We start from the raw sequence: 19930 nt of genomic DNA on the forward strand, positions 1-19930 counted from the left end.
GTACCGAGTCAGGCTAGGCAAAATACTGGCTAATAGCTATAAGTGAGCTACAGCCAGCGCGACGCTTCTCTATGCTGTGGCGTTGCGAGTGTCGAGTGATGCCTACAAGTCAGATTCGTCCCAGAATTCTCGGCTTTATCAATGAGCAGGCTTCTGCGTGGGTCGTTGCGGCATTCGCCTTTCTGGTGGGCGCCGCACTGACTGCAGTGTTGGCATTCGCCAACTCCGAATTTTATGAACGTCAATTGCGTCAGCGTTTCGACCTGTTGGCCAATGAGCGCTTCAGTCGCATTCAGGAACGGCTCGACGGCCAGGTTTATCGCCTGGACAGCTTGCGTCGTTTCTTCATGTTCTCCACGGCCGTTACCCGAGCTGAATTCAACGGTTTCGCCGATCCTCTATTGATCGGTACCGAGGCTTACTCGTGGGCGCCAAAGGTAACGAATGCCCAGCGTCGCCAGTTTGAACGGCAGACCGTCGCGGAGGGATTCCCGGGCTTTTCGATACGTGAAGTGACTCAAGAAGGCGTGCTTGAGCCAGCAAAATCAAGGTCTGATTACTTTCCGGTTCTGTTTACGCGTTCGCGCAGCACCGAGCCTTTACCACTGGGTTTTGATATCGGCTCCGAAAGCGTTCGCCGTAGCGCTGTTGATCTGGCGGGCAAGCTGGGCGCCATGGTCGCGACGCCGCGAATGAGTCTGGTAGGGCTGGAACCGGGCAACTCCAGCGGGGTACTGCTGCTGGCACCGGTGATGTCTTCCAGCGCCAGTCCGGTGGGAGAGGCTGCAGATGTCAGCGGTTACGTCATGGCACTCATCAGCCTCAGCAAGCTGATGACTGAGGGGCTACCGTCTCAGGACAACCTGACCTTGACCATGAGCGATCTCGCCTCGCCAGCCGAACCACAACTGCTTTATCAGTCGTCCATCCCCGCTGCATCCGGCGAGATACGCGTCAGTACCTTGCTGGGGCTGGCCAATCGTGACTACCTGCTGGAGATTCGGCCGACCGCGGCGTTCATGACAAGCAACCAGTCGCTGGTGGGAAGTGTGATTCTCATGGGCGGGCTGCTGAGCCTGCTGTTGAGTGCGTTGCTGTACAACCTGATTAGTCAGCGCCAGCGTGCCTTGCGTCTGGTGGACGAGCGCACTTCTGAACTGCGGCTGCGCGAGCGGCAATTGCGCGGTGCTCACGGACAACTCAGTAGCGTGCTGAACGCCGCTACCGACGTTGCGATTATTGCAACGGATCTTAACGGCGTTATCAGCACCTTCAATGTCGGTGCCCAGAAGATGTTGGGTTATCAAGAGGAAGAGGTGCTGGGTCAGCTTCAGCTCAAGGACCTGCAGATGCCGGCCGAGCTGGAAGCGCATGCTCAACATCTGAGTCAGGCTTATGGCTATCGGGTGACGGCCAGTCAGGCGATTTTCGTTGAGGCCGACGATGACGCCCCTCACAAGTCTCACGAGTGGACGTTTATCCGGCATGACGGAAGTTCGCTCGTGGTCAATATGCTTTTGACCGCGGTGCGCAACGAGCATGAGCAGTGGGTGGGGTATCTGGCTGTTTGTATCGATGTCACTGAGCGCAAACTGGTTTACGAAGCTCTGGCCGCACGTGACATGTTACTGAAGAAAATCAGCGCACACGTGCCCGGGGGGATTTTCCAGTTTCAGATCGATGCCAGCGGTGAGTCACGATTCAATTACATCAACGATGGCATGTGCGAACTGCATGGTATGACCCGTGAGCAAATGCTGCTTGATTTCAAGTCGGTGTTTGCCCGTGTTGATCCGCTGGATGTAAGACGTGTGAAAGACTCCATGCACGCTTCGGCGCAACACATGACGCCCTGGCAAGACGAGTATCGACTCAATGTTCCCGGGCATGGACTGCGGTGGGTACACAGCCACGCCATGCCGGAAGCACAGGCTGGCGGGGGCGTGGTCTGGCATGGATTCCTTTCCGAGATCACGGACATGAAACGCGTGGAGGAAGAGCTGCGCGCGATGTCAGTCACCGACGTGCTGACCGGCGCTTACAACCGGCGCTATTTCCAGGAACGCTTGAGCGCTGAGTTGGCGAGGGTCAATCGTCATGGTGGAGCCTTGTCATTGATCATGCTGGACATTGATCACTTCAAACGCGTCAATGATCAGCACGGTCATGCGGTTGGCGATACGGTGCTGCAGGTCATTTGCCAACGAATCACCACTCGCTTGCGCCGTAGTGACGTGTTCTGCCGTCTGGGTGGTGAAGAGTTCATGGTGCTTTGCCCGGGGAGTACTGCATTTGCGGCGCATGAACTGGCGATCCAGCTCTGGAACGTTCTGCGCAGCCAGCCGGTGGATGGCGTCGGTCTTGTCACCGCCAGTTTTGGCGTGGCGAGCTGGCGTGAAGGTGAGGATGCCGATGCGCTGCTGCTACGTGCCGACTCCGGTGTCTATGCCGCCAAACAGGCGGGACGGGATCGAGTGGAGGGTGAGAAGCAGGGGGAGGCGAGTGTGTGATTGGAAGGAGCAGGCTTACAGGTGCCAGCACATCGATATCTGAGCTGAAATGCATTTCCCTGTAGGCGCTAGCGAGCACCGCGAGGCAGCGATAGCGATCTGCCTGATGCACCGCCATCTCGGACTCGCGGTGCTCGTGCGCTCCTACAAAGTCATTTACTGCAATTCTTCACTGCTGCCGTATCGACACGGTGTTATCACCCAGCTTTGGCTGGCGATACAACTCGACCAGTACTTCATCGAGCACCGAAGACGCGCCCCACGGGCGTGGGTCGTTGAGGATGGCGACCACAGCCCAAGTGTTGCCGTTGCTGTCGCGACTGAAGCCGGCAATAGCGCGGACGTTGTTCAGGGTGCCGGTCTTGATGTGGGCTTCACCCAGTAGCGGGGTGCGTTTGAGGCGTTTGCGCATCGTGCCGTCCATGCCTGCCAGTGGCATCGAACTCATGAACTCTGCAGCGTAGGGGCTTTTCCACGCCGCCTGCAGGAGGATGGCCATTTCGCGGGCGCTGACCCTCTCATCCCTGGACAACCCCGAGCCGTTCTCCATCACCAGATGCGGTGCGGTGATGCCTTTCTTGGCCAGCCACTGGCGAATGACCCGCTGTGCTGCCTTGGCATCGTCACCGTCTGCATCATTGCGGAACTCTGAACCGAGGCTCAGGAATAACTGCTGGGCCATGGTGTTGTTACTGAATTTGTTGATATCACGAATGACTTCAACCAGATCCGGCGAAAAAGCCCTTGCCAGCAGCTTGGCGCTGCCCGGTACGACGTCTACCCGGTCTTTGCCCTGGATGGTGCCGCCCAGTTCCTGCCAGATAGCGCGCACTGCGCCTGCTGCGTAAGTCGGATGGTCGAGCAGCGACAGGTAAGTCTGCGAATTGCAGCCGTCACCGAGTTGGCCCGTAACGGTCACATTGACGGTGCCATCTGGCTGCGTGACCGGGTTGTAACGAACGTCACCGCACTGTTTGGACGCGATGGCTTTGACCTGATTATCGACGCGAATGGTCGCAATAGGCGGTTCCACCGAAACCATGACCTTGCCGCCGTCGTTACGCGTGATGAAGCGTAGCGCCTTGAGGTTGACCATCAGCGAGTCCGGTTTGACCAGAAACGGCTTGTTTCTATCGTTGCCGTCATCATCGAACACCGGCAATTGCGGTTGTACAAAGTGGCTGCGATCCAGTACCAGGTCACCGGTTACCTGTTGTACGCCATTGGCCCGCAGGTCGCGCATCAACAGCCAGAGCTTCTCCATGTTCAGTTTGGGGTCGCCGCCGCCCTTGAGGTAAAGGTTGCCGCGCAGTACGCCATTATTGAGCGTGCCATCGGTAAAGAATTCGGTTTTCCACTGGTGGGTTGGGCCCAGTATTTCCAGCGCTGCGTACGTCGTGACCAGCTTCATGGTCGATGCCGGGTTTACGGAGACGTCGGCATTGAATACGGTCGGGGTGCCTTGACCGTTGAGGGGTAGCATTACCAGCGACAAGGCGTCATTGCCCAGCTTGCTGGCTTTGAGTGCTTGCTGGACCTTGGGGGGGAGCGAAGTGTTGACGGGCGCGGCGTGAGCCGGCAAGGCCAGTGGCAATAGAAGGGTGGCAAAAAACAGTGGACGCAATGATTTGATCATTCAGTAACCCCTACAACAAAGACGGGACACGAGAGGGCATAGATGGATTCCCTCGACAAAAATAAAGATGACGTGAATACCAGTGGCTTCAAACAGTTTCGCGAACAATATGTAATACGTCTGAATTGAGCGGCATTATGCCCCAATCGTGGGCGACTTGGGTCCCGCCCAGGCCTCTGAATAAAGTATTTTTGTCATCGCAATGCATAATCAGCCCGCTATTGATGTCGCAGGCATTATCGCGCTGTGCCGGTTTTATGGGCATTTGCCTTTCCAAACTGATAAAGTGCGCCCCGATATTACTCAAGAGGATTGTTCCAATGGCCACTAATCGTTCCCGTCGTCTGCGCAAAAAACTCTGCGTGGATGAATTCCAGGAGTTGGGTTTTGAGCTGAACCTGGACTTCAAGGAAGACCTGGATGAAGAGGCGATCGACGCATTCCTCAACGCTTTTCTGACTGAAGCCATGGACGCCAACGGTCTTGACTACGTTGGCGGTGATGACTTCGGTCTGGTTTGCCTGGCAAAACGTGGTTCCGTCAATGAAGAGCAGCGCGCAGTCGTTGAAGCATGGCTCAAGGGCCGCAGCGAACTGACCAAGGTTGAAGTCAGCCCGTTGATGGATGCCTGGCATCCGGAAACACCGATCAATTCGGTAGCTTGATGTTCCCGCGGCGGGCTTCCGGCCCGCCGCTTTATTTCCCTCGTCACACGGCTCTGTTCAGAGCGTCTCGCAAAGCCTGCTCCAGATCGAGCATGGCGACCTCCATTGCTTGTTGAACATCCCTGATCTCCTGCTCTGCCGATGTCTCCTGGCATGCATCCTCTAATGCATCGCACGTTTCAATCACTCTGGTTGCCCGAATGATTCGCGCCGCACCTTTGATCCTGTGGGCAAGCTGGCACAACTCGTATTGATCTCCTGGCGCTTGCAGAGCCGTCAACTGATGCCGATCCTCCTCGGTGCTGCGCAGGAGTTGTTTGAGCAGGCGCTGAATCATTTCCGGACGTTCACCGGTAAGGGCACTGATACTGGCCATGTTGAATGGCGGTTGCGGTTTAACGGGTGGAGTCTGCTCGCTCTCGGTCAATGCGTCTCCCCGTGGATGAACGCTGCCTAGCCGTTCGCTCAGGGATGTGAGGCTGATTGGTTTGAACAGACAATCGTCCATACCCGCTTCACGACAGCGTTGTGTTTCTTCCGGTTGCGCATTGGCGGTAAAACCCCATATCGCACAGCGCTGTTGCCCGGTTTCATGCTCCTGGAGGCGGATGGCCCGTGTCAGGTCGTAACCATTCATGATGGGCATATTGCAGTCGGTCACGACCACATCGAAGTAACCCTCCAGCCAAAGCTGTAGCCCTTGCTCGCCCTGTTCTGCCACTGCACAGCGATGCCCGAGAAATTCCAGTTGCTGGCAAAGCAACAAGGAGTTGGCCGGATGATCATCCACCACCAGAATATTCAGCGTGGCGTTTGCCATGACAGGGTTATCAGGTTGCTCGCTCAGCGTCGCCAAAGGCTCCAGCGTGGTCAGGTTGAAAGTCATGTGAACCTGCGTGCCTTTACCCTGCTCACTGTTCAACTCAAGTGTGCCGCCCATCATTTCGCACAGGCTGCGGCAGATCACCAGCCCCAGACCTGCTCCGGTGCGCGCCTGTTGACCATTGTCGTCAGCCTGCGCAAAAGGTTCGAACAAGCGTTGCAGATCCTTCTCGCTGATACCTATGCCTGTGTCCTGAATACTGACGTGCAGCTGCAACTGTCGCGGATCTGTGTCGGTCTCGGTCTGCAAGGTGATTCTGATCTGGCCCTTTTCCGTGAACTTGATTGCATTACTGATCAGGTTCGAAAGGATTTGCTTGAAGCGTAACGGATCAATCAGCACGTCGGCGTTGATGCCACTGTCCAGATCGAGCAACAGGCTGAGGCTTTTTTGCCGGGCCAGTCCGTCGAATACTCGTACAACGGACTCGACCAGTTGGCGCAGGTTGGCGCGTTCCGGGCTCAAGGTCAGCCGACCGGATTCAATGCGTGCGATGTCGAGAATATCGCCAATCAGTTCAAGCAAATCCTTGGCCGAGCTGTAGGCAACCTCTACGGCAGGGCGGTCCATGTGGCCTTGATCGGCACGTTTGAGCGCCAGTTCGAGCATGCCAATCACAGCATTCATCGGCGTGCGTATTTCGTGACTCATGGTGGCCAGGAAGGTGCTTTTCGCACGGTTGGCGTTATCGGCCTGATCCTTGGCCGAGCGCAGGTCTTCGATCAGTTGTCGGCGTTCACTGATATCGATCCAGCCGCCAATAATGCCCTTTACTTCTCCCAGTGAGTCCCGAAAAGGCAAAATCCAGTGATAGATCGTCAGTTGCCGCTCTCCGATCTGCAACGTGCGGTCAAGAATCATGGGGTTGTTTGTCGCCATGACCAGTTGATAGTCGCTGGCGAATTCCCTGGCCTCGAAAACATTACTCAGAACGCCCTCAGTAACCCCTTTGTCGAGTACATCTTCACGTTGCGCGTCAAATGCCTTCAGGTAGCTGTCATTGCACATGCGCAGAAGGCCTTCACGGTCACGCACGTAGATAGGGTGCGGGCTGCCATTGACCAGTGCTCTCATGAATTCGAACTGATCGTTCAAAGCCCGCTCGGCCTGCTCGCGTTGTTTGATCTGGCGGCGCATGTAAGCGTTCCAGGCCAGCGAACCGAGTAATAACAGGCCAGCCCCCAGTACGATCTGATAAATCTGCCGCTGGTAATCCTGCCAGTTGCCGCCAGAAGGAGTGAAGGAGCGCCAGCGGTTGTTAATCGCTGCGAGTTCCTGCGGTGCGATGCTGGACAGCGCCTTGTCGAGAATACTGATCAACTCCGTGGCTTTTCGGGAAGTGGCCATAGCGATCAGCGCAGGTTTGTCGCCAACGGTCGTGGTTATTTGTAACCGGTTTTCAAATATTCCTGAGCTCAGGAAATAGTTGGCGCTCACCAGGGAGGTGATCGCCGCTTCGACCCTGCCTTGGGCAAGCATTTCCAGGGTCTGAAAGGGGTTATCGACTTCGATGGGGACTACCGTGGGGAACTCCCGCCGCAGGAAAGGCAGGATAGGGCTGCCCAAAGTGATTGCGACCCGCTTGCCACTCAATTGCTCAAGATTGATCGAATTCTCAGGCCATTTGCGCGTGATCAGTACGAATGAGTTGTCCAGGTAAGGCCGACTGAAACTGAATTGATCTTCCCGTTCTTCACTGGGAATCAGGGCGCTGATCAGGTCCGCCTGGCCCTGACTGACCTGACTCATCATATCGGCCATGGTGGGCGCCCGGGTAATCTCGAAACGCAAACCGGTGCGCAGGCGCACCAGTTCAAGCAAGTCGGCGGTTATTCCACGAAAGTTGCCGCTGGCATCAAAGAACGTCAGCGGCGCGTATGATTCGTTGATCACGACTCTGACGTTCGGGTGCTGTTCGATCCAGCGCTCCTCCCGGTGAGTCAATTGCAGCTTCTGGTCAGTCAGCATCAGGTCGCTGGCACCCCAGCGCCTGGAAATCGCGATGCGCTCTTCAACCGGAATGGCCTTGAGCGTGCGGTTGATGATATCCAGCAACTGATTGTTTTCACCATCGACCGCAAAACTGAAGCCGTCGGGTTCGTGTCTGCCGAAATTGGCCATCTGGATGTTGTTGAGGTACCCCTTGTTGATCATGTATTGGGTAGAAATAGTGTCTCCAAGAAAGACGTCTGCCTGATTGAAGGCAACGGCATTGATCGCGCTTTGAAATGACGGATAGGTTTTCAGCGCTGCGTTGGGATAAAGCTTCTGGATTTCCTCCGGTGGCAGGTAGTGGTAGACCATGCTCAGGCGCATTTCTGCCAGGCCATCGGTGAGCGAGCGTGTTTCACCGGTGCGGGTGACCAGCACCGGCTGATCCACCGCGTAGGGGGTAGAGAGCTTGATCTTCTGGTCTATCGCTTCGAACCCGTTCGCGCTGCCCAGCAAGTCGATCTGCCCGGTGCCAAGGGCAGCGATGGCCGCCTGCCTGGATTCAAAGCGAAGCACCTTGACCGGCAGATCCAGCGCTCTGGAAATGATGTTTGCGTAGTCGGCGGTGAACCCTTCGTAGTCGCGCCCGGTCAGCGTCATGTCAAATGGCGGATAGTCGGGAGCCGAAGTCCCCAGAATCAGCTCACGCTTATTGCGTATCCACTGCCATTGGGTCTTGTCCAGTTGCAGCTCCATATGCCCGATGCTGGAGCGGCCCAGCAGGGTGTAGAGTTCGGCTGCAGCGAAAGCGGCCTGACACCCCAGACTCAGGCAAAAGCTCATGGTCAGGATCAAATAGTACTTAAAGCGCCTGGACATCCTGTTCCTCACACTAGCGCGTTGCGTTTTGCCATTTCGATTAGTTCTACCAGGGTTTTGACCCTGAGTTTCTGCATCAGGCGTGTTTTGTAAGTACTGACTGTCTTGTTGCTGAGAAACATGCCCTTGGCAATTTCCTTGTTCGTTCTACCTTGGGCAAATAATTGCAGTACCATCAATTCGCGATCATTGACTAACTTGAACAGCTCTATTTCGCTGGGTTGACCGTTTTCTCCACTGGGTGGAGTGAGTGCCTGGCTTGGGAAGTAATTGTAGCCGGATAATACCGCTTTCACCGAACTGAGTAATTCGCTGAGATCTTCCTGTTTACACACATATCCCGCCGCGCCTGACTGCATGCAGCGAATCGCAAAAAGACTCGGTGTCTGAGAGGTCAGGACCAGAATTTTCGAATCAAGCCCCATCGAGTTGAAGCGGGCCAGTACCTCCAGGCCATCCAGCTTGGGGATGCTGATGTCGAGGATGATCAGGTCCGGCATGCATTCGCGGACCATTTGCATCGCATCCACACCGTTATCGGTTTCGCCTACGACTTCGTAGTTTTCATTTTCCAGAAGCATTCTAACGGCAAGGCGAATAACAGGATGGTCGTCGATGATAAAAACTGAGTTCATAATTCTATCCATAACAAGATGCGAGGAAAGGGCGCACCTTAGCTCAGATGTTCGGGCAGGCACATGAAGAGACCCTGCTATAGGTGATATATAGGAAAGTTCCTACAGTAATTAGAGTATTGGAGCACGTAGGAGCCTGTTTTTCTGATGCGTGATGTTTAATTCAGCGGTGGATTACTCTGATGAACGGAGGGCGATGTGTATGTTGTTTATTTCGCGCGGGAATTACCCTACACGTTGTTTATACGCTTTCGGTAGTTGTACTAGCGTAGTTCACTACAGCGTTAGAGTCTGCGTAGACGGGTAATGGCTTTCATCCCGCCATGCTTCAGCGGTTCAGCTTGCCGGAAAGCAGGGCTCCAGCAGTTGGGCAAGGTCAGCACCGTGCAGGGGTTTGCCAAGACAACCCAGCAGAGGCAGCCCGCGCTGAACCGCCAGGTGTTCGATGGCACGCAGTTGGGCGTTATCCAGCCCGCTGAGGACGATGGCGTAACGGGCCATGCCTTGCTGAAACGCCTGCTCTATGATGTCGAGTCCTGCGCCATCTGGCAGGCGCTGGTCGCAAATCAGCAGGTCATAAGGCTCGGCGGCTCGTTCTATGGCTTGCATGGCCTCGGTAGCAGTCAGGGCAGGAGTCAGTAAAAAGTAGCCCTGATTGTTCAGAATGATCTGTGTGGCAATCAGTTGGAAGGGATGATCTTCCACCAGCAGAATGCGTAATTTATGTTTAAACATCAGGAAATCCGGCAAGAGTTGTTGGCGGCCCGGATGCTGAGCCGACGCAAGGCTGCGACGACGGGCAGCATCGACAAGGCCTCGTGGGCGGGTAATGTAGAGGCGCCAGCGATGGCGGCTAAAGGGGCGGGAGTATCTGGCAGGTATTGAGCGCTTGCGATAAGACGATTCCTAAAAGGCTGTAGGAGACGTCCGAAGCTTTAAGTCGTATCAGGTAGATCCATCGTAGTAAATCAGCACCGTCGGCACCGCTGCGGCGATGACGGGCACACAGCACTGCTGCCGTCTGCTCCCTTGCAGGCGAGCGACGGCAACTGTTGACCTTTACATCGGGCTGGAGCGGCCGGTCATCTCCCGCGCCATTTCACTCGCGTAGCTGTCGGTCATACCGGCGATGAAGTCGATCATGCGCAGGAAGGAGGCGTGCAGAGGTGCCTTGGGATCCGGAGCGCTGTTGCCGAGCAGGTCCAGAATACGACGATGCTTGAAAGACGGCGTACGTCCGCCGAACTGCTCCAGAGCAGCACCACAGAACGCATTAAGCAGTATTTCAAGTGTTGTGTAGGCGCCGATTTCATGCAGCGTCTTGCGCTTGTCCTGGAATATTTTCTTGCGCGCCATGTCTTTGGCGCTCAGCACGCAGCGCTTGGCCGGGCCATGCATATGCTCGACCAGGTCACCACTCAGGGTGCCAGCCAGCAATGCGTCCTGTTGTTCGACGAAGGCCCGCGCCGCCGCGTTGGTCAAATGCTCGATGGCTTTGCCACGCAGGATTGCCAGTTTGCGTCGACGCGAGTCATCAGGCCCAAGTTGGCGGTAGGTATCAGGCAAATCATCGCCGACCAGCCCCAGAAGCAGCGCTTCGACCTCCGCATACTCCAGCAGCTCCATTTCCAGGCCATCTTCCAGATCGATCAGCGCGTAGCAGATGTCGTCCGCAGCTTCCATCAGGTACACCAATGGATGCCGAGCCCAGCGTTGCTCTTCAAGTTGCGGCAAGCCCAGTTTCTGGGCGATTTGCTCCAAAATAGGCAGTTCGCTCTGATAGCAGCCAAATTTGTGTTTCTTGTAGCCCAGAGAGTCGGCGTGGCGCGCCGTCCATGGATATTTAAGATAAGTGCCAAGGGTTGCATAGGTCAGCCGTGTACCGCCGTCGAACTGGTGATATTCCAGTTGAGTCAGAACGCGAAAGCCTTGGGCATTGCCTTCGAAATTGAGGAAGTCATTACGTTCGACCTCGCTCATTGCATCCAGCCAGCCACGGCCTGCAGCCTGATTGAACCAGTTGCGAATCGCGTCTTCGCCGGAGTGACCGAAAGGCGGATTGCCAATGTCGTGGGCCAGGCAGGCTGATTGCACGACCATGCCCAGATCACTGGGATCGCACCAGTCGGGGAGGGCGCTGCGCAGGGTTTCACCGACACGCATGCCCAATGAACGGCCCACGCAGCTGACTTCCAGTGAGTGGGTCAGGCGCGTATGGATGTGGTCATTGCTCGAAACCGGGTGCACTTGTGTCTTGCGCCCGAGGCGTCGAAAAGCGCCGGAAAAGATGATCCGGTCGTGGTCCTTGTGAAAAGGACTGCGTCCCAGTTCTTCCGGGCTGTGCAGGGTTTTGCCAAGTCGTTCGCGGTTGAGCAGGGTTTGCCAATCCAAGGCGTTCACTCCGTCGGTAAAGACTGCCTAGCTTCCTGATTCGGTGTCCCGGCTGCAAGGCTTTAAAAGCCAATCGCATCGACATCGATCAGGAGTATGCGTTGGTCGTTGTCGAAAAACTGCCCGGCGGTCAGGCAGTACTGGTTGGTCGTGGCGTCGCGATAGGTGTTGGACAGTATCAGGCGGCGTTCATGCCAGCCTTCTGCAAGCAAATGATAGAAATAGGGACGCCATGACCAGTTATGGCCTATGTAAGTCGCATCGGAATGCCATTCGCCGTTGCGCCACTCCAGATTGGGCGTGAGCTGGGTGCCATGCCGGTCGCATTGGTAGAAACGTAGCAACCAGGGGTAATCGTGCAGTTGCGGCAGTTGGTCGAGGGAACGCTGATCCCAACGCTGCAGAGCGGCCATCAACGAAGTCAGTTGCTGGCGAAGATCCATCACCCGTGCCCGCTCTGCGAGCTTTTTCTGCACATAGCAGTCGCGCAGTCGGGCGAATTGTTCGACGAACGCATCCTCATCGAAAAAAGCCTGCTCGCCTCTTGCAAACAGGAAGCCCTGTACATACCGCGCACCGCATTCGAGAGCGAAATGCAGTTCTGCCTCGGTTTCGACACCTTCAGCAATAATCCAGCAACCGGTTTTCTCTGCCATCTGGGCCAGTGCCTTCACGATATCGCTGCTGGGGCCGCCTTTAGCAGCAGCCTGAAACAAGCGCATGTCCAGCTTGAGAATGTCAGGTTGCAGCGCAAGCACCCGATCCAGTTGGGAGTAGCCCGCGCCGAAATCATCAATGGCAATTCGGGCGCCTGCGTCGCGATAGCGGCTCACGACTTCCGCAAGACGCTGGCTGTTGCCTTCCAGTTCAGTGATTTCAAAAACGATACGGCGTGGATCTACACCATTTCGTTGCAACTGCTTGAGGCTGGGCAGCGGCTGGCCAGGGCGCAGGAGAGAGATCCAGCGTGGTGAAATATTCAGGCTCAGAAACCAGTCATCAGGAGCCTGGTGAAGTCGACTCAGTGCGTCGTCCCGGATAATACGATCCAGGCGACGCAATGCAGCAGCAGGTACTCGCGGATCAGCGAACAACGGCCCGACAGATTTGAGTTGGCCGTCATCCTGAAGAACACGGCCCAATGCTTCAACACCAGCAATACGGCCAGTAGCGGTATCAATGAACGGCTGAAAGCAGGCAAGGGGTTGCCCATCAATCACATGGCCTCCTCAGTAAACTCGGCAGTTAACGGCAATAGAAACGGCGGTCAAAAAGGGCTGGTGAAACGGCTTTCAAGAAAGTATCCCACAACGAAATCGACGGCTTCAGTAGGACCCGAAGCCGTCGATTCAACCTGATGGGGGAGTGTTGCCTGCAAGAACGCAGCCAATTGCCACTAGTGTTTTCGGGAGGAACCCAGAGCCAGTCGAATAATCGGTAACAGACTTACACCGAGTTTGACGATGCGAGTGAGTCCGCCGGGACGTTTGCCTTTCGCGCCCTTGCCGCCCAGAAATCCGAGAAGCGAGACCACGCCCATACCCCACAAGGGAGCATGCTTGATGCCCAATGTACCTTGCCAGTCGGTAGTCATGCCGCGAACCCGACGCAACGGTAGCATCAGGTTCGTCGACTCCTGACGTATTTCCTGGCGGTGCATTTCCATGCGCAGGCGAACCAGGGCCTTGCGAAGTTCCCGGCGGGAATGTTTCTGGTGGGATTCAGGCAAGCTCATCGCATCAGTCGCTCACGGTCATTGGCCAGCTCTTCCAGGGTCGCATTGAACGGCGACGACTCGTCGAAAATGGCAGCTTTGAGGCGCAGGGCGCAGAACAACGCGCACAGCGTATAGAACACGCACAGACCAATGATGCCAGCCAGACGATAACTGTCCCACAGCACAATGAGCAGCAATGCAGACAAGCCGGTCAGCAGAAGCAAGGCGAACACTAATGCAAGGCCTGCGAATAGCAGCAGGCTCAATGTACGTGCTTTTTGTTCCTGCAGTTCGATGCCGAACAGTTCGACGTGGCTGTGCAGCAGCCCAAGGACCGCCGCACCCAGTCGCCGTGGCGAAGATGAGGTCTGGTCTGATGCCGGACCGGATTCAGTTCCCAGAGCCATATTCGTTAGCGCCTTGTAGCCAGCAGACCGATCAGGAAGCCAACGCCAGCAGCGATGCCGACTGATTGCCATGGGTTTGTCTGTACATAATCTTCGGTCGCAACAACGGCTGCCTTGCCGCGTTCGCGGAGGGATTCTTCAGTGAGCTTCAGGGTTTCGCGGGCTCGCACGAGGCTTTCATTGATCTGGCTGCGCAGTTCGTCAGCCTGAGCGCCTGCCAGTGACGCGGTGTGTTCCAGGAGCTTCTCCGTGTCGGCAACCAGTACCTGAAAGTCAGCCATCAAAATTTCCTGGGCGTTCTGTGCTGTTTGGCGTGCCATTTTTCTCTCCATTAAGTGCGTATGGGGTTTCGAGTACAGGGCGTTGCTGAAGGTTCACTTCAATGCTGCATGAAATCGTTGGACGGACCTGTAAGGCATTTTGCAGTGTGTTGGTGCGCCACCTTTTGACTGTGCGCTCATCAGGAGCGCAGGGTCTCCGGTACTTCTTTACCTCTACTGCTCCAGCGCTAGGTCCGAAGTTTCCATGATTTTTCCGGCTCTGTCTCGATAGGAATACCGGCAGGCGCGTCGTTTGGGCATTGCATTTAGATGCGAGGCACTGGCCTCAATCACGCGAGACTTGGCTATGCTGTCACCCGATACAGAATCGTGGGTTGCTGTCGGGTCGTTATTCTGGTGGCCTGCACGTATCAAGGACTGCTGGTCTGAGGAGTTGAGTGCCTCGGTAATTCATGGAAGTACTGACGCCGCGATTGGTGCTCGGGCATGGGCTGGAGGTGACATGGAGCGGCTGTATTCACTTCAAGGGCTAAGGGGCCTGGCGGTGCTGGGCGTAGTGCTTTTCCATATGACGGCTGTTGAATTGAAGTATTCGGGAGGCGACAGGCTGTTGCCTGGCTGGCTGGATTTCTTTCAATTAGGGGTCGACCTGTTTTTTGTCATCAGCGGCTTTGTGATGGTCATCGTCAGTCGCGGACGTTTTCAGAGCGGCGTTGAAAGCCAGCGGTTCCTGTTCAATCGCGTGTCGCGTATCTATCCGACCTACTGGCTGTATTTTTTCATTACGCTGGCGGTTTATCTGCTTCAGCCCGGAATGGTCAACAGTGGTCATGGAGAGTCGAACCTGTGGCTGTCTTTTTTGTTGTTGCCCAGTGACAAGGTTCTTCTGGTGATGGTGGCGTGGTCGCTGGTATTTGAGCTGTGGTTTTATCTGGTGTTCAGCGTCCTGCTGTTTTTCAAGGAGCGCTATTTACCGTGGCTGCTGGCAGTCTGGGCATTGGTTTTACTGGTGTTCAACACGCTGGAGGACTGGCAGGCGTACTCACCTGTTCTGGCAGTGGTCCTGCATCCTTATGCGCTTGAATTCATCGCAGGATCGTTACTGGCTCTGTTGTTTTACAGCCGACATAACGTGCGCATTCCCGACGCTGCGGTCTGGGGCTTGTTGGCCGGGGTATTGCTATTGGGTATTCCGGTCATCGGCCTGTATGGGTTGTTTGAAGGTCATGGTCTGACACGGATGCTGGTGGTCGGCCTGGTGTTTGGCCTGCTGGTGTTCACGCTGGCATTGCTGGAACGTCGTGAGCACGTGGCCATGTCCAAGGGACTGGTGTTGATCGGCGACATGTCTTACACCGTCTACTTGTCCCATTTGCTGGTGCTAGGGGTTATCGGACGTATCTGGCAGTTGCTGGGCGGTTGGCCCGAGACGCTGGCGGACAATATTTTCTTCACAGCACTGATGATGAGTGCGGTGCTATGTTACGGCTGGGTCGGTTATCGCTGTTTCGAGAAGCCGGTGCTGGATCGGGCCAATGCTTTTGCCCGTAAACACTTTCGAGCGCGCTCATCTGGCCTGGAGCGTGCGCAGTAAGATTTGGCGGCGTGCTACGTGTTGGAGTCACCGTTGGATATAACCCTCGTTTCACTTACCCCGTATGGCGGCATTACGGTCATGCTGCCGGCTGCAATCGTCATCACCGGCTGGCTCTGGATGACCCGCTCGCGTCGCTCGGCGCTGCTGTGGGTTGCCACTGTTTTTGCGGTCTACTCGATCGTAGCCGTCAGTAAAATCCTCTTTAAAGGCTGGGGCGTGGCGCTGGAAAGTCTCGGTATTTATGTGCTGAGTGGCCATGCGATGAATACGTGTCTGGTGCTCACTGTGGGTTTGAGTCTGATCGCCCGGCAGGTGCATCCGATGTTGAGTTGGCCTGCTGCAGCGTTTGGCATGGTAGTGGGCTGGCTGTTCAGTATTTACTGCGTCGCACCGTTCATTCATCCGTTGCCTGAAGCGATTGCCGGTGCGTTGCTGGGCTCTCTGGCGGCAGGCCTTTTTCTGCTGGGTCTGGAAAATTTCCAGCCAGGCCGGATTCCTTCTGCAGCTTTGGTGATTGGTTTGTTGTTTATTGCGTTCAATGCGACGACGCCCAAATACACGGCGGAGTCGATTCTGGATCGTATTTCAATGCGGATTTCCGGTGCAGGGCAAGTCTACAAAGCGCCAGAGTGGCGGGGCCCCGGGGAGACGCTTTGATCTGCTGGTTCATCCTCGACGACTATCACTGGCAGGCCTAAAATAAGCGCTCATTTTTCTGCGCAGAGGGTCATGCGTATGCCTCCTGAATGTCAGTTGTTTGGCACGTTGGGGTGTCATCTGTGTGAGGTTGCTGAAGCCGAGTTAATGCCGTTGGTGGAGCACGGACTATTGGTGGAGCTGGTGGATATCGGCGACAGCGAGCGGTTGTTTGAAACTTATGGTTTGCGTATTCCGGTGTTGCGTCGTGTCGATACCGGCGCGGAACTGGACTGGCCCTTTAGTACGGAACGGGTGGTCAGTTTTCTGTTGTAGGTTTTTAGAGTGTGATACGTGTGATTCTTGTGTACATATCCGTTACTGCGGTCAGGGCTGATATTGGTTGCGCTTTTACAGCGCCTCACTTTTGATAGAGCGCAAAAGTAAGCAAAACGCTCTTGCCCCACCACTTGGTCCCTCGCTGTCGCTCGGCATACCCGTAATCCGACATTGCTGGGTGGGGCCGCCGCCACCGGCCATCCATGGCCTGAGGCGGCTAAACCGGCATCCCTGCCGGTTTGCCCCACCCAGCAATGTCGAATTCCGGCCGGCGTGGTTTAACGGGGCGCCTGACATCAAAATCAAAAGCAGATCAAAAGCAGAGCGAAAACGGCGGGATCGCCTCGACCGGTAGGAGCGAACTTGTTCGCGAGACGTCACTACGACCAACGCATTCGACGTCTGACAAACCGCATCGCAGCCTTCGGCAGCTCCTACAGAAGCCCGCAAAGTTCACACATCAGGTCGGCTGTCAGGCCGCCGCGCTTTTGATTTTGATCTGAGGCGCCCCGTTAAATCACGCTGGCCGCCCGCAGATCTGAAACCGTGGGCAACCCGGCAGGACGCCGGGTTAGCCGCACCGGGCCATGGATGGCCCATTGCGGCGGCCCACGGTTTAAGATCTGTGGGCGGGCATCCCGAGCCTAGGCGAGGGACCGAGTGATGGGGTAAGAGCGTTTTGCTTACTTTTGTCTGGGCCGGCTTCCGGATGTTCAAAAGTGAGGCGCTGTAAAAGCGCAACCAATACCAGCCATCACCGCAACAACGGATATACCCCCATCAAGCCCCCAATCAAACACCCGCACACATATTCCGCGGAACTAATTCGCCGTCAAGCTGGTACAAGATTATGTACCACCTCCATCCCGGCAGGCTTTTTCAGGCTGCCTTGCACTTTTTCTCAGCAAATGGACGAATGATGAAATCTTATCTCTGGCTTGGCCTGATTGGCGCTTTTTCTCTGAACACCGCATTCGCCGAATCGGTGTCTGTACCGATGAATCTCGTGAGTGCAACGGAGGCGGCGAAGCCGATTGGCGAGGTCATCATCACCGAAACTGAATACGGCCTTCTGTTCACTCCCAACCTGACATCGTTGCCAGCCGGTGTTCATGGCTTCCACATCCACGAAAATCCAAGCTGTGAGACCGCCGAGAAAGACGGCGTAAAAGTCGCTGCCCAAGCTGCAGGTGGCCACTGGGACCCGAAAAAAACCGGCAAACATCTGGGCCCTTACGCCAACGGTCACCTGGGTGACCTCCCGGCCATTTACGTCACCGAAGACGGCATGGCCAACTACCCGGTACTGGCACCGCGTTTGAAAAAACTCAAGGACGTCAAAGGTCACGCGCTGATGGTTCACGCAGGTGCGGATAACCACTCCGACATGCCCAAGCCTCTGGGCGGTGGTGGTGATCGTGCTGCTTGTGGCGTGATCTGACACGTTCAGCTGATTAGCAGTGGCAAGGCTCTTGGGTGATAATGCGGCGCTGTTCACTCAAGAGTCTCCCACGAGCCCACGTATGTCCGAGTCTGCTTTTTCCGCTGCCAAGAGTCAGGCCAGTACCCTCTATTTACCGCCCGGAAAGTGGCTCACTGTACTGGATTGCCTATGTGCGCATTTCAGTGCAATCAGTCGCGAGCAGTGGCTTGACCGTATTGCCCGTGGACGGGTGCTGGATGCCGACGGCAAACCTGTCGATGTGGATCTGGCCTATCGGGAAGGGCTGCGGATTCACTACTTTCGTGAAGTGCCCAACGAAACGCCGATCCCGGTGCAAGAGTCGATTCTCTATGCCGACGAGCATCTGGTGGTTGCCGACAAACCACACTTCCTGCCGGTCACCCCTGCTGGGGAATACGTCGAAGAGACGCTTTTGCGCCGTTTGATCCGTCGCCTGGATAATCCCGATCTGGTGCCTTTGCATCGTATTGACCGTCACACAGCCGGGCTTGTGTTGTTCTCGGCCAACAAGCAGACGCGCTCGGCGTATCAATCATTGTTCCCGACCCGACAGATCGACAAGCGCTATGAGGCCATTGCGCCGGCATTGCCCGGTGTCGAGTTTCCTCGAGTGCATAAAAGTCGATTGATCAATGGCGAGCCGTTCTTTCGCATGCAGGAAGGCGAGGGCATCAGCAATACAGAAACCGCCATGGAGGTCTGTGAGCGCAACGGTGATCTTTGGCGCTACGCGCTGTATCCGGTCACCGGCAAGAAGCACCAGTTGCGCGTGCACATGGCCGCTTTGGGGGCTGGCATCTGCAATGATCCGTTCTACCCGAACGTGCTCAAGGATGCAGTGGACGATTACGCGAGGCCACTGAAATTACTCGCCCAAAGCCTGCGCTTTATCGATCCGGTCACTGGCCAGCAGCGGCAGTTTCAGAGTGAAATCCATCTGGACTGGTAGCGCTGCATTTTCTGTAAGACATAAAAAACCCGCACTTGGCGGGTTTTTTACGTTTGCTGCATCGGGCTCTGAGTTACAGATCCTTGACAGTACGCACCTGATCTTTGTTGACGCGGGTTTCTTTACCGTCGAGTTGCTTGAACTCGTAGAAGCCCGAATCTTCATCGTATTTCGGGGTGTCGACAGCCTGGATTTCCCGGCCATCGGTCAGGGTGATCACTGTCGGCGATGCACAGCCTGCGAGGGATGCCAGGCCCAGTGCGAGCAAAAAGGCAGCGGGAAGGGTCCGTTGTTTCATTACGGTGTCTCCTGATCGATTCTTGGTTAACTGACGTTTAAGACGTATCTGCTTGCAGCAAGTTCAAACAATATTAATTGCAGCCAAGGCCGGCCCTAGCCTGTGGTCTGGTTCAGCAGGTCCGGGGTATTGAGGTTGGCGAGACGGGGGTCATCGGTTTCACACTGTACAGCGACAGCATCCAGTCTCTCCATCACCTTGCGCGGGCTGCGTTCTCCGCTTTGCCATGCGGCTTCGAAAGCCTGTAAATGGCACGTCGGGATCACGCAGAGCAAGGGTTGCCAATGCTCGCCGCTACGCACCATCACCGGCTGTCGAGGATGCCTGAGGGCTGTTTCCCGCAGTTCCTGTAGCAGTGAATGGTCAATCAAGGGCACGTCGCAGGGCAGGATCAGAAGATGCGTATGGCGCGCCAGGGGCAGAGCAGCGCGAATACCGGCGAACGGTCCGTGAAACTCATCGTTGCCGTCCTGCACCAGTCGATCAGCATAAGCTGCGTATTGCTCCAGGTTGCGATTGCACGAAATGAGTAAGTCATCCGTCAGCGGGCGGGTCAGGCGATGCAGGTGCTGGATCAGCGGCTCACCGTTCCAGAGAATCAGACCTTTGTCCCGGCCACCCATGCGCTGCCCCTGACCCCCGGCCAGCAGCAGGATGGAGCAGGCGGGAAGGGTGATGGCATCTGGCATGAACGACTCGACCGAAGCAGT

19 protein-coding genes are annotated in these 19930 nt (G+C 56.0%); 7 read left to right on the forward strand and 12 right to left on the reverse strand.

The window, feature by feature from the left end; translation table 11 throughout:
- Nucleotides 1-98: 98 nt before the first annotated feature.
- Nucleotides 99-2510: a diguanylate cyclase gene (locus K3169_RS12530; protein WP_263271794.1), complete on the forward strand. Its 2412-nt coding sequence runs from the start codon at nucleotides 99-101 to the stop codon at nucleotides 2508-2510.
- A 169-nt stretch (nucleotides 2511-2679) separates the two neighbouring features.
- Here the strand turns inward: K3169_RS12530 and dacB are convergent, their stop codons facing one another.
- Together dacB and K3169_RS12540 are read right to left on the reverse strand one after the other, a co-directional pair.
- Entirely contained in the window at nucleotides 2680-4146 is a 1467-nt protein-coding gene (dacB, locus tag K3169_RS12535) for a D-alanyl-D-alanine carboxypeptidase/D-alanyl-D-alanine-endopeptidase (RefSeq protein ID WP_099268675.1), read from the reverse strand.
- 88 nt (nucleotides 4147-4234) lie between these two features.
- Entirely contained in the window at nucleotides 4235-4474 is a 240-nt protein-coding gene (locus K3169_RS12540; protein ID WP_263271797.1) for a hypothetical protein, read from the reverse strand.
- Here K3169_RS12540 and K3169_RS12545 point away from each other — a divergent pair.
- On the forward strand, nucleotides 4467-4811 hold the full coding sequence (locus K3169_RS12545; protein ID WP_027898748.1) for a YggL family protein: 345 nt from the start codon (nucleotides 4467-4469) through the stop codon (nucleotides 4809-4811). The genes K3169_RS12540 and K3169_RS12545 overlap by 8 nt on opposite strands.
- A gap of 43 nt (nucleotides 4812-4854) precedes the next feature.
- Here the strand turns inward: K3169_RS12545 and K3169_RS12550 are convergent, their stop codons facing one another.
- From K3169_RS12550 to K3169_RS12585, 8 genes are all read right to left on the reverse strand, one after another.
- Complete coding sequence (locus K3169_RS12550; protein WP_122395423.1) at nucleotides 4855-8505, reverse strand: transporter substrate-binding domain-containing protein; 3651 nt, start codon at nucleotides 8503-8505, stop codon at nucleotides 4855-4857.
- A gap of 8 nt (nucleotides 8506-8513) precedes the next feature.
- Entirely contained in the window at nucleotides 8514-9140 is a 627-nt protein-coding gene (locus tag K3169_RS12555) for a response regulator transcription factor (RefSeq protein ID WP_027898746.1), read from the reverse strand.
- 336 nt (nucleotides 9141-9476) lie between these two features.
- Nucleotides 9477-9875, reverse strand: a complete 399-nt coding sequence (locus K3169_RS12560) for a response regulator (RefSeq protein WP_122395424.1) — start codon at nucleotides 9873-9875, stop codon at nucleotides 9477-9479.
- Nucleotides 9876-10199: 324 nt separating this feature from the next.
- A complete protein-coding gene (locus tag K3169_RS12565; RefSeq protein WP_027898744.1) occupies nucleotides 10200-11531 on the reverse strand; it encodes a deoxyguanosinetriphosphate triphosphohydrolase in 1332 nt (443 codons plus the stop codon).
- Nucleotides 11532-11593: 62 nt separating this feature from the next.
- Nucleotides 11594-12751 (reverse strand): EAL domain-containing protein, encoded by a 1158-nt coding sequence (locus K3169_RS12570; protein ID WP_122395425.1) that lies wholly within the window; start codon nucleotides 12749-12751, stop codon nucleotides 11594-11596.
- Nucleotides 12752-12927: 176 nt separating this feature from the next.
- Complete coding sequence (locus K3169_RS12575) at nucleotides 12928-13266, reverse strand: hypothetical protein (RefSeq protein ID WP_027898742.1); 339 nt, start codon at nucleotides 13264-13266, stop codon at nucleotides 12928-12930.
- Complete coding sequence (locus tag K3169_RS12580; protein ID WP_027898741.1) at nucleotides 13263-13655, reverse strand: phage holin family protein; 393 nt, start codon at nucleotides 13653-13655, stop codon at nucleotides 13263-13265. The genes K3169_RS12575 and K3169_RS12580 overlap by 4 nt, the downstream gene beginning before the upstream one ends.
- Before the next feature lie 5 nt (nucleotides 13656-13660).
- A complete protein-coding gene (locus K3169_RS12585; protein ID WP_027898740.1) occupies nucleotides 13661-13975 on the reverse strand; it encodes a YqjD family protein in 315 nt (104 codons plus the stop codon).
- A 463-nt stretch (nucleotides 13976-14438) separates the two neighbouring features.
- On the opposite strand from K3169_RS12585, the gene K3169_RS12590 reads away from it, so the two are divergent.
- From K3169_RS12590 to K3169_RS12610, 5 genes are all read left to right on the forward strand, one after another.
- The gene (locus K3169_RS12590; RefSeq protein ID WP_122395426.1) at nucleotides 14439-15530 is read left to right on the forward strand and encodes an acyltransferase family protein; all 1092 of its coding nucleotides are present in this window, start codon (nucleotides 14439-14441) and stop codon (nucleotides 15528-15530) included.
- A 33-nt stretch (nucleotides 15531-15563) separates the two neighbouring features.
- Nucleotides 15564-16190, forward strand: coding sequence for a hypothetical protein (locus tag K3169_RS12595; RefSeq protein WP_317633760.1), 627 nt, complete (start codon nucleotides 15564-15566; stop codon nucleotides 16188-16190).
- A 78-nt stretch (nucleotides 16191-16268) separates the two neighbouring features.
- Complete coding sequence (locus K3169_RS12600; protein WP_027898737.1) at nucleotides 16269-16505, forward strand: glutaredoxin family protein; 237 nt, start codon at nucleotides 16269-16271, stop codon at nucleotides 16503-16505.
- A gap of 922 nt (nucleotides 16506-17427) precedes the next feature.
- Nucleotides 17428-17949, forward strand: a complete 522-nt coding sequence (sodC, locus tag K3169_RS12605) for a superoxide dismutase family protein (protein ID WP_027898191.1) — start codon at nucleotides 17428-17430, stop codon at nucleotides 17947-17949.
- A gap of 82 nt (nucleotides 17950-18031) precedes the next feature.
- Entirely contained in the window at nucleotides 18032-18922 is an 891-nt protein-coding gene (locus K3169_RS12610; RefSeq protein WP_122395538.1) for a pseudouridine synthase, read from the forward strand.
- Nucleotides 18923-18995: 73 nt separating this feature from the next.
- Here K3169_RS12610 and K3169_RS12615 read toward each other — a convergent pair whose 3' ends face one another.
- Entirely contained in the window at nucleotides 18996-19220 is a 225-nt protein-coding gene (locus tag K3169_RS12615; protein WP_027898189.1) for a YgdI/YgdR family lipoprotein, read from the reverse strand.
- Between the two features lie 95 nt (nucleotides 19221-19315).
- Nucleotides 19316-19909 carry a molybdenum cofactor guanylyltransferase MobA gene (gene mobA / locus K3169_RS12620; protein ID WP_122395539.1) on the reverse strand — a complete coding sequence of 198 codons (594 nt, stop codon included), beginning with the start codon at nucleotides 19907-19909 and terminating at the stop codon, nucleotides 19316-19318.
- Nucleotides 19910-19930: the final 21 nt, after the last annotated feature.

The organism is Pseudomonas phytophila (assembly GCF_025643095.1).
In the GTDB taxonomy this organism is placed as follows: domain Bacteria; phylum Pseudomonadota; class Gammaproteobacteria; order Pseudomonadales; family Pseudomonadaceae; genus Aquipseudomonas; species Aquipseudomonas quasicaspiana.

Excerpts from the sequence above, each read along its gene's own strand:
- K3169_RS12575 (WP_027898742.1), bottom strand. The coding sequence starts at position 13,266 with ATGAGCTTGCCTGAATCCCACCAGAAACATTCCCGCCGGGAACTTCGC.
- K3169_RS12560 (WP_122395424.1), bottom strand. The coding sequence starts at position 9,875 with ATGTTTAAACATAAATTACGCATTCTGCTGGTGGAAGATCATCCCTTC.
- sodC (WP_027898191.1), top strand. The coding sequence starts at position 17,428 with ATGAAATCTTATCTCTGGCTTGGCCTGATTGGCGCTTTTTCTCTGAAC.
- K3169_RS12550 (WP_122395423.1), bottom strand. The coding sequence starts at position 8,505 with ATGTCCAGGCGCTTTAAGTACTATTTGATCCTGACCATGAGCTTTTGC.
- K3169_RS12545 (WP_027898748.1), top strand. The coding sequence starts at position 4,467 with ATGGCCACTAATCGTTCCCGTCGTCTGCGCAAAAAACTCTGCGTGGAT.
- K3169_RS12615 (WP_027898189.1), bottom strand. The coding sequence starts at position 19,220 with ATGAAACAACGGACCCTTCCCGCTGCCTTTTTGCTCGCACTGGGCCTG.
- K3169_RS12585 (WP_027898740.1), bottom strand. The coding sequence starts at position 13,975 with ATGGCACGCCAAACAGCACAGAACGCCCAGGAAATTTTGATGGCTGAC.
- K3169_RS12555 (WP_027898746.1), bottom strand. The coding sequence starts at position 9,140 with ATGAACTCAGTTTTTATCATCGACGACCATCCTGTTATTCGCCTTGCC.
- dacB (WP_099268675.1), bottom strand. The coding sequence starts at position 4,146 with ATGATCAAATCATTGCGTCCACTGTTTTTTGCCACCCTTCTATTGCCA.
- K3169_RS12530 (WP_263271794.1), top strand. The coding sequence starts at position 99 with ATGCCTACAAGTCAGATTCGTCCCAGAATTCTCGGCTTTATCAATGAG.
- K3169_RS12580 (WP_027898741.1), bottom strand. The coding sequence starts at position 13,655 with ATGGCTCTGGGAACTGAATCCGGTCCGGCATCAGACCAGACCTCATCT.
- K3169_RS12610 (WP_122395538.1), top strand. The coding sequence starts at position 18,032 with ATGTCCGAGTCTGCTTTTTCCGCTGCCAAGAGTCAGGCCAGTACCCTC.
- K3169_RS12600 (WP_027898737.1), top strand. The coding sequence starts at position 16,269 with ATGCCTCCTGAATGTCAGTTGTTTGGCACGTTGGGGTGTCATCTGTGT.
- K3169_RS12590 (WP_122395426.1), top strand. The coding sequence starts at position 14,439 with ATGGAGCGGCTGTATTCACTTCAAGGGCTAAGGGGCCTGGCGGTGCTG.
- mobA (WP_122395539.1), bottom strand. The coding sequence starts at position 19,909 with ATGCCAGATGCCATCACCCTTCCCGCCTGCTCCATCCTGCTGCTGGCC.